At 38.2% G+C, this 7,634-nt stretch carries 6 protein-coding genes; 2 read left to right on the top strand and 4 right to left on the bottom strand.

What is annotated here, in order from left to right:
• Positions 1–109 precede the first annotated feature (109 nt).
• From ACP6PL_RS18645 to ACP6PL_RS18635, 3 genes are all read right to left on the bottom strand, one after another.
• Positions 110–1,195, bottom strand: coding sequence for a TRAP transporter substrate-binding protein (locus tag ACP6PL_RS18645; protein ID WP_426546771.1), 1,086 nt, complete (start codon positions 1,193–1,195; stop codon positions 110–112).
• An 85-nt stretch (positions 1,196–1,280) separates the two neighbouring features.
• The gene (locus tag ACP6PL_RS18640) at positions 1,281–2,360 is read right to left on the bottom strand and encodes a TRAP transporter substrate-binding protein (protein ID WP_426546770.1); all 1,080 of its coding nucleotides are present in this window, start codon (positions 2,358–2,360) and stop codon (positions 1,281–1,283) included.
• A gap of 208 nt (positions 2,361–2,568) precedes the next feature.
• Positions 2,569–3,681: a TRAP transporter substrate-binding protein gene (locus tag ACP6PL_RS18635; RefSeq protein ID WP_426546769.1), complete on the bottom strand. Its 1,113-nt coding sequence runs from the start codon at positions 3,679–3,681 to the stop codon at positions 2,569–2,571.
• A 270-nt stretch (positions 3,682–3,951) separates the two neighbouring features.
• Between ACP6PL_RS18635 and ACP6PL_RS18630 the strand changes: the two genes are divergently transcribed.
• A complete protein-coding gene (locus ACP6PL_RS18630) occupies positions 3,952–4,923 on the top strand; it encodes a protochlorophyllide reductase (RefSeq protein ID WP_426546768.1) in 972 nt (323 codons plus the stop codon).
• A 580-nt stretch (positions 4,924–5,503) separates the two neighbouring features.
• Here the strand turns inward: ACP6PL_RS18630 and ACP6PL_RS18625 are convergent.
• Complete coding sequence (locus ACP6PL_RS18625; protein ID WP_426546767.1) at positions 5,504–6,160, bottom strand: EF-hand domain-containing protein; 657 nt, start codon at positions 6,158–6,160, stop codon at positions 5,504–5,506.
• A 285-nt stretch (positions 6,161–6,445) separates the two neighbouring features.
• Here ACP6PL_RS18625 and ACP6PL_RS18620 point away from each other — a divergent pair, with 285 nt between their 5' ends.
• Positions 6,446–7,432 (top strand): methyltransferase domain-containing protein, encoded by a 987-nt coding sequence (locus tag ACP6PL_RS18620; protein ID WP_426546766.1) that lies wholly within the window; start codon positions 6,446–6,448, stop codon positions 7,430–7,432.
• The last annotated feature ends 202 nt before the right edge of the window (positions 7,433–7,634 follow it).

The following is a 7,634-nucleotide window of genomic DNA, read 5'->3' as shown; positions in this document are numbered from 1 at the left end:
TTATAGCCTGTAAAATCTTACTTTTGACTTTTGAGTTTTGAATTTTGACTTCACTAAGTTTATAGCCTGTAAAATCTTACTTTTGACTTTTGAGTTTTGAATTTTGACTTCACTTTAGGGAATTGTTAAACGAAAACTGAGCAAAACTTAACTCATTCACTTTATTCCAATTAAAAATCTGCTCTCGAAATTTTTTCCATTGTTGATAAACTTCTTTAAAACTACCATTTTTACTAGCATTTTCCTCATAAACCTCAAGAGCAGCTTTCTGAGCAGCTTCCATAATTTCTGAACTAAAAGCCTTGAACTGAACACCCTTTTCAATCAATCTTGGCAACGCTTCACTATTCAAAACATCATATTGAGCCAACATATTCAAATTAGTTTCATAAGCAGCAGTTTGAAAAATTTCCTGATATTCTTGTGGTAACTTATTCCAAGCATCTAAATTAATCAATACATCTACAGTCGCACCAGGTTCCCACCAACCAGGATAATAATAATATTTTGCAGCCCTATAAAAACCTAACTTTTCATCATCATAAGGCCCTGTCCATTTAGTAGCATCAATAGCTCCTCTTTCTAAAGCTAAATAAATTTCCCCACCGGGTAAAACTTGCACATTTACTCCCAACTTGTTCATTACATCCCCTCCTAAACCAGGAATACGCATCCTTAAACCATTGAGGTCAGCCAAAGTCTTAATTTCCTGCTTAAACCAACCACCCATTTGTACCCCTGAGTTACCCGCAGGGAAGTTAATAATGTTAAAATTAGCATAAACTTTTTGCATCGCTTCGAGACCCCCACCATGATATAGCCAAGCATTCTGTTGTTGGGCAGTCAAACCAAATGGAAGAGTAGTTGCAAATACAAGGGTAGGATTTTTGCCTTTGTAGTAAGAACTAGCAGTATGACCACATTCTACAGTACCTTGTTGTACAGCATCTAAAACTTCCAACCCTCCGACTATTTCACCAGCTTGATAGGGAGTAATAGTAAATCTACCATTGGTCAAAGCTGCTACGCGATCGCAAATCTGCTGCGCTCCACCAAACACAGTATCAAGAGATTTCGGCCAACTCGTGGTCATTCTCCATTTTATCTGTTGGGGTTCGGTTTGACTTAATGTAGGTAACGCAACTGCACTGGTAGCAGCAACAGTAGCATAACTAATTAGGTTGCGACGTTTCATTATTGATTTATGTGTTATTGCAGGGAATAGGGAATGGGGAACAGTGGGAAAAACATTTCCGTTGTACGAATTCTCAATTCTCAATTCACTTTGGGTTATTAAACGAAAACTGAGTAAAACTCAACTCATTAACTTTATTCCAATTAAAAACTTGCTCTCTAAATTTTTTCCACTGTTGATAAACTTCCTTAAAACTCACATTTTTACTAGCATTTTCCTCATAAATCTCAAAAGCAGCTTTCTGGGCAGCTTTCATAATTTCTGGGCTAAAAACCTTCAACTGGACACTTTTTTCAATCAATCTTGGCAACGCTTCACCATTCAAAACATCATATTGAGCCAACATATTCAAATTAGTTTCATAAGCAGCAGTCTGAAAAATTTCCTGATATTCCTTTGGTAACTTATTCCAAGCATCCAAATTAACTAATACATCTAAAGTCAGACCAGGTTCCCACCAACCAGGATAATAATAATATTTTGCTGCCTTATATAAACCCAATTTCTCATCATCATAAGGTCCTGTAAATTCAGCAGCATCAATAGCACCTCTTTCCAAAGCCAAATAAACTTCCCCACCAGGTAACACCTGCACATTTACCCCCAATTTAGTCATCACATCACCTCCCAAACCAGGAATGCGCATCTTTAAACCATTTAGGTCAGCTAAAGTATTAATTTCCTCCCTAAACCAACCACCCATTTGCGCTCCTGTGTTACCCGCCGGGAAGTTAATAACGTTAAAATCAGCATAAACTTTTTGTATAGCTTCTAAACCACCTCCGTGATATAGCCACGCATTCTGTTGTTGGGCAGTAAAACCAAATGGAACAGCAGTAGCAAATACTAGGGCAGAATTTTTGCCTTTATGGTAATAACTAGGATTATGACCACATTCTACAGTACCCTGTTGTACAGCATCTAAAACTTCCAATCCTCCAACTATTTCACCAGCTTGATAGGGAGTAATAGTAAATTTACCGTTGGTCAAAGCTGCTACGCGATCGCAAATCCTCTGCGCTCCACCAAACAAAGTATCTAGAGATTTCGGCCAACTCGTCGTCATTCTCCATTTTATTTGTTGTGGTTCGGTTTGACTTAATGCAGGTAAAGCAACTGCACTTGTAGCAGCAGTAGTATAACTAATTAGGTTTCGACGTTTCATTATTTATTTATGTGTTCTAGCAGGGAATAGGGAACAGTGGGAAAAACGGGAAAAACATTTCCGTTCTCTAAGATTCATCATCAATAATTGTCAAGAGGCAATTCTTTCTTAGCTATATTTATTCATAGCAACTGCTAGAGCAGTTAAGATATTCTTACACTTCTCAAATTTAGTCAGTGGTAGAAATTCTAAATTCTGAATTCTAAATTCACTTTAGGGGGTTATTAAAGGCAAACTCAGCAAAACTCAATTCATTAATAGCGTTCCATTTATAAATCTGTTCTCGGAATTTTTTCCACTGTTCGTAAACTTCTTTAAAGGTTGCATCCTGACTAGCTTTCTCTTCATAAAATTCAAAAGCTGCTTTCTGTGCTGCTTGTAAAATTTCTTGACTGTAGGGACGTAACTCTGTACCACCTGCGATCAATTCTGTTAATGCTGCTCCATTTAAAGCATCATATTGGGCAAGCATACTTATATTGGCTTGATATGCAGCACTTTTGAAAATTTCCTGATATTCTTTTGGCAACTTATTCCATTCATCCAGATTAACTTGCACTTCAAAAGTTGGACCAGGTTCCCACCAACCAGGATAATAATAATATTTTGCAGCTTTATCTAAACCTAATTTCTTGTCATCATAAGGACCTACCCATTCCGCAGCATCAAGGGCACCTCGCTCCAAAGCTAGATAAATTTCACCACCAGGTAATACTTGAGCATTTACACCTAATTTTTTCATTACTTCCCCACCAAAACCAGGGATACGCATACTTAAACCATTTAGATCGCTAACCGTTTTTATTTCTCGTTTAAACCAGCCTCCCATTTGCGTCCCACTATTACCAGCAGGGAAGCTAATAATATTAAAGTCAGAGTAAAGCTTGTGCATTATTTCTAACCCCCCACCATGATAATACCAAGCATTCTGTTGTTGGGCAGTTAAGCCAAAGGGGACAGAGGTCCCAAAGGCAAGGGCTGAATTTTTACCAACATAATAGTAACTAGCAGTATGGCCACATTGTATTGTACCTTGTTGGACAGCATCCAGAACTTCTAAACCTCCAACTATTTCACCAGCTTGATAGGGGGTAATGGTAAATCTGCCATTCGTCATTGCTGCAACGCGATCGCACACCATTTCTGCCCCACCAAAAATTGTCTCTAGAGAGCGAGGCCAACTAGTAGTCATTCTCCATTTGACAGAAGGCAAGGTATCAGTATTAGTAGAGGTAGTTTCAGTGGTGGTTTGACTACAAGCTGCTAAAGTTGCGACACTTGCACCAACTGCAATGTGATTAATTAGTTTTCTTCGTTTCATTGTTTTGTATTATTTCGCGTTGTAATTCCTAAATTACTACTAAAAATTTTTCTGTATTTTCAAGCACATTTTATCTCAAGAGGGTTTAATTTAAATATGAAGTTTTGATAATAAGAAAATTTGACTTCGCTCTTCCTTATTCTGTAGAGATGTTCCATGCAATATCTTTATACTTATGTAACAAACATCTATCACGCTTGCTATTAGTTGGCCAAATCTGTTGTAAAATCATGGAAATAGTCAATAGAATTTTACAAAATCTCATTGGGAATGGAACAAAATCATAAATCGACAGTAATAATCACGGGTGCATCGTCAGGGGTAGGTTTACACGCTGCGAAAGCTCTAGCTAAAACAGGTGAATGGTATGTGGTGATGGCTTGTCGAGACCTCTCAAAAGCAGAAAGAGTTGCCCAAGAAGTAGGGATGGCAAAAGATAGTTACACTGTTATGCACCTAGACTTGGCCAGTCTAGAGGGTGTAAAAAGGTTTGTCAATACTTTCAGAGAAAGTCGTAGGTCTCTGGAAGCTTTGGTATGCAATGCTGCGGTATATTTGCCATTGTTAAAAGAACCGATGCGGAGTGCAGATGGCTATGAACTAAGCGTCGCTACAAATCATCTTGGACATTTTCTCTTATGTAACATTATGTTAGAGGATTTGAAACAGTCTCCTGCTACGGATAAAAGGTTGGTGATTTTGGGAACTGTGACAGCTAACCCGAAAGAGTTGGGAGGAAAAATTCCGATTCCAGCACCTCCAGATTTAGGAGATTTGCAGGGTTTTGAAGAAGGTTTCAAAGATCCTATTACGATGATTAATGGCAAGAAATTTAAGTCTGGTAAAGCTTATAAAGATAGCAAACTTTGCAATGTTTTGACCATGCGAGAGTTACATCGCCGTTATCACGAGTCAACAGGAATTGTTTTTAGTTCTCTGTATCCTGGATGTGTAGCAGATACACCTTTATTTAGAAATCATTTTCCTTTATTCCAGAAAATTTTCCCATTGTTTCAAAAGAATATTACTGGGGGATATGTTTCTCAAGATTTGGCAGGAGAAAGGGTTGCTGCTGTGGTTAAAGATGATGAGTATAAAGAGTCTGGAATGTATTGGAGTTGGGGAAATCGTCAAAAGAAAGATCGTCGCTCTTTTGTGCAAGAGGTTTCGGATGAAGCAAGTGATGATGATAAAGCAATTAAGCTTTGGGAACTAAGTTCAAAATTGGTGGGTTTAGCTTAATTTTTTGACATTACTTAGGGTCGTTAAAAACTATAGTGATAGTGCTATAGCAATCCTAAATTATTTCTGAAAAAAACTATAGGGATTTGGTTTCCAAATCCCATTTTTCCTTGATTTTTCAGACTAAAGCCCCTACCATAAAATGTGATATCATGTCCGGATAATCAGTGATAAAAAAATTTTGTTTGTAGTAGGGCTTTAGCCCTATCTTATCTATTATCTAAAATTTTTGGATGTTCCAGTTCCTTATAGATATTTGCAGCGATCGCTCTTTTCTCAAATCATACCCTAATTCACCAACGCCGAATTCAGAATTTAGAATTTAGAATTCATAAATTTGGGATGAAAGCTTTAGTCTTCTTGGAATTAGTTGAAAAATACTCCTCATATAGAATCCGGTTATATAGTATATGTTCATAATTCTATCCACACTTCAATCTCCCCATCTCCCTATCCCCCAACTATATAACAAGTATTCAACCGGATCTTATATCACATCCCTATCTCCCCACCCCTTTTTAAGTAGCGCGATACAAAGATATCCTTAATTTAGAAACAACTCACGTCTTACGAAAAGACATCAGAGCATATGGCGAATCCAAGTCTCTAAATCGCAGCTAATTAGCTCATAGCTTTGATCGGTACGCATACGCATGAAGGTTTCAAAGGCTTGCTCAAGTTTGTTCACGCATAGCAGAAACTCTGGGAAGTTGATCTTACCCTGCTTAGAACTGTATTTGGCAATCGTCTTCAAGAGAATATCGTTTGAGACCTTGATCCCCAAGCTGTCGAGCGCCTCACGCAACTCATATACATCCATACTGTTGCTTTTGTCGCGATCGTATTTAGCAAATACCCCCTTCCATTCACGCAACTTGTTCAACAACTCCTGAAACTCTTCCACGCCGATTTTACCGGATTCATCCCGATCGAAAGCTGCAATCAAAGTTCTCGCCACTTCTATGTTAACTTCCTTGCCCTCAAATTTTTGCTTAGACACCGATTCCAGAATCTGAACTAGCTGATAGGCATCAATCTCCCCATCGTTTCCCGCTAACTTATTGAAGACTTCCTGGAACTTTTGCGATATTTCGCTGGAAGTTTTTGATGCTTCGTAATTGGGCTTTACCGTTTTTTCTGGTTTGTAAATGTTCGTAGATGTTACTTCCTTGGTGTAGAAGACTCTTAACAAAAAGTCTCCCTCTTCATTGGGCTTTAAGGTAGATGGAACAATCAAATATTCCCCAGGCTCCAGGGCAAACCGCCCAACAACTTGCCTGGAATTGATGAAATTGTCTGAGCGTGCTATCGAAGAACTCTTTGCTACTCAAAATCTCGCTTAGATGTTAAAGCATTCAATTCGCTTACTGATTCATTATCTAAAATTTTTGGATGTTCCAGTTCCTTATAGATATTCGCAGGGATCGCTCTTTTCTCAAATCATACCCTAATTCACCAACGCCACTTAAACAATACTGCTATAATACCAATAAACTTGTCAATAAATACCACGATTTCTTTCATGTACCTATATTACACCCTTGGACTTATACTTTTACTATCAGTAATAGGCATTGTGCTTTACCTGAAAAATCCTCGCAGTTATGAATCATCAGAAACTGTAGCCAATTCCTACGATGAATGGACGGAAGACGGTATCCTCGAATTTTACTGGGGCGAACACATTCATTTAGGTCATTATGGCTCTCCCCCACAAAGGAAAGATTTCTTGACTGCAAAATATGACTTTGTACATGAAATGGTTAAATGGGGTGGTGTCGATAAGCTACCCCAGGGTACTACTGTTATAGATGTAGGTTGTGGAATAGGTGGTAGCAGCCGTATTTTAGCCAAAGAGTATGGATTTAATGTTACGGGTATTACTATTAGTCCTCAACAAGTACAACGCGCACAGGAGTTAACCCCTGAAGGAGTTGATGCTAAATTTAAGATAGATGATGCTTTGGCACTCTCTTTCCCAGATAATAGTTTTGATGTAGTTTGGTCTATTGAAGCGGGACCTCATATGCCTGATAAAGCCAAATATGCTCAAGAAATGATACGGGTATTAAAGCCTGGTGGAATATTGGTTGTAGCGGACTGGAATCAGCGAGACGATCGCCAAAAACCACTTAATTTTTGGGAAAAACCTGTAATGCGTCAATTATTAGAGCAGTGGTCTCATCCGGCTTTTTCTAGTATCGAAGGCTTTTCAGAACTAATAGCAGAAACTGGATTAGTAGAAGGGGAAGTAATAACAGCAGATTGGACACAGGAAACTCTTCCTTCTTGGTTTGATTCCATTTGGCAAGGTGTAATTAAACCTCAAGGGATGATTCGCTCTGGTTTATCAGGGATAATTAAGTCTATACGAGAAGTACCCACTTTGCTACTAATGCGTCTGGCATTTGGGAACGGCCTTTGTCGATTTGGTATGTTCCGTGCAGTCAAAACTAATTCTGTTTCAAAATCAGCAGATAATATGGAAACTGAAGTAGTAAAAGTTTAATCTAATTAGGACTTACGCAAAGAAACCCGGTTTCTAGGATAAATCGTTGTTTTGAGCAATAGACGTTTAGGAGAAACCGGGTTTCTAGGTTCACCTGGTAACTCCTACAGCGGTTTAATGATAAATAAACAATCATACTGACTCATTACTCATTACTCATTACTCATTACTCATTACTCATTACTCATTACTCATTACTCAT

It is taken from the genome of Dapis purpurea BLCC-M126, assembly GCF_050015975.1.
GTDB lineage: Bacteria > Cyanobacteriota > Cyanobacteriia > Cyanobacteriales > Microcoleaceae > Trichodesmium.
The sequence above is the reverse complement of the archived record's forward strand: the minus strand, read 5'-3'. Positions and strand labels throughout refer to the sequence as shown.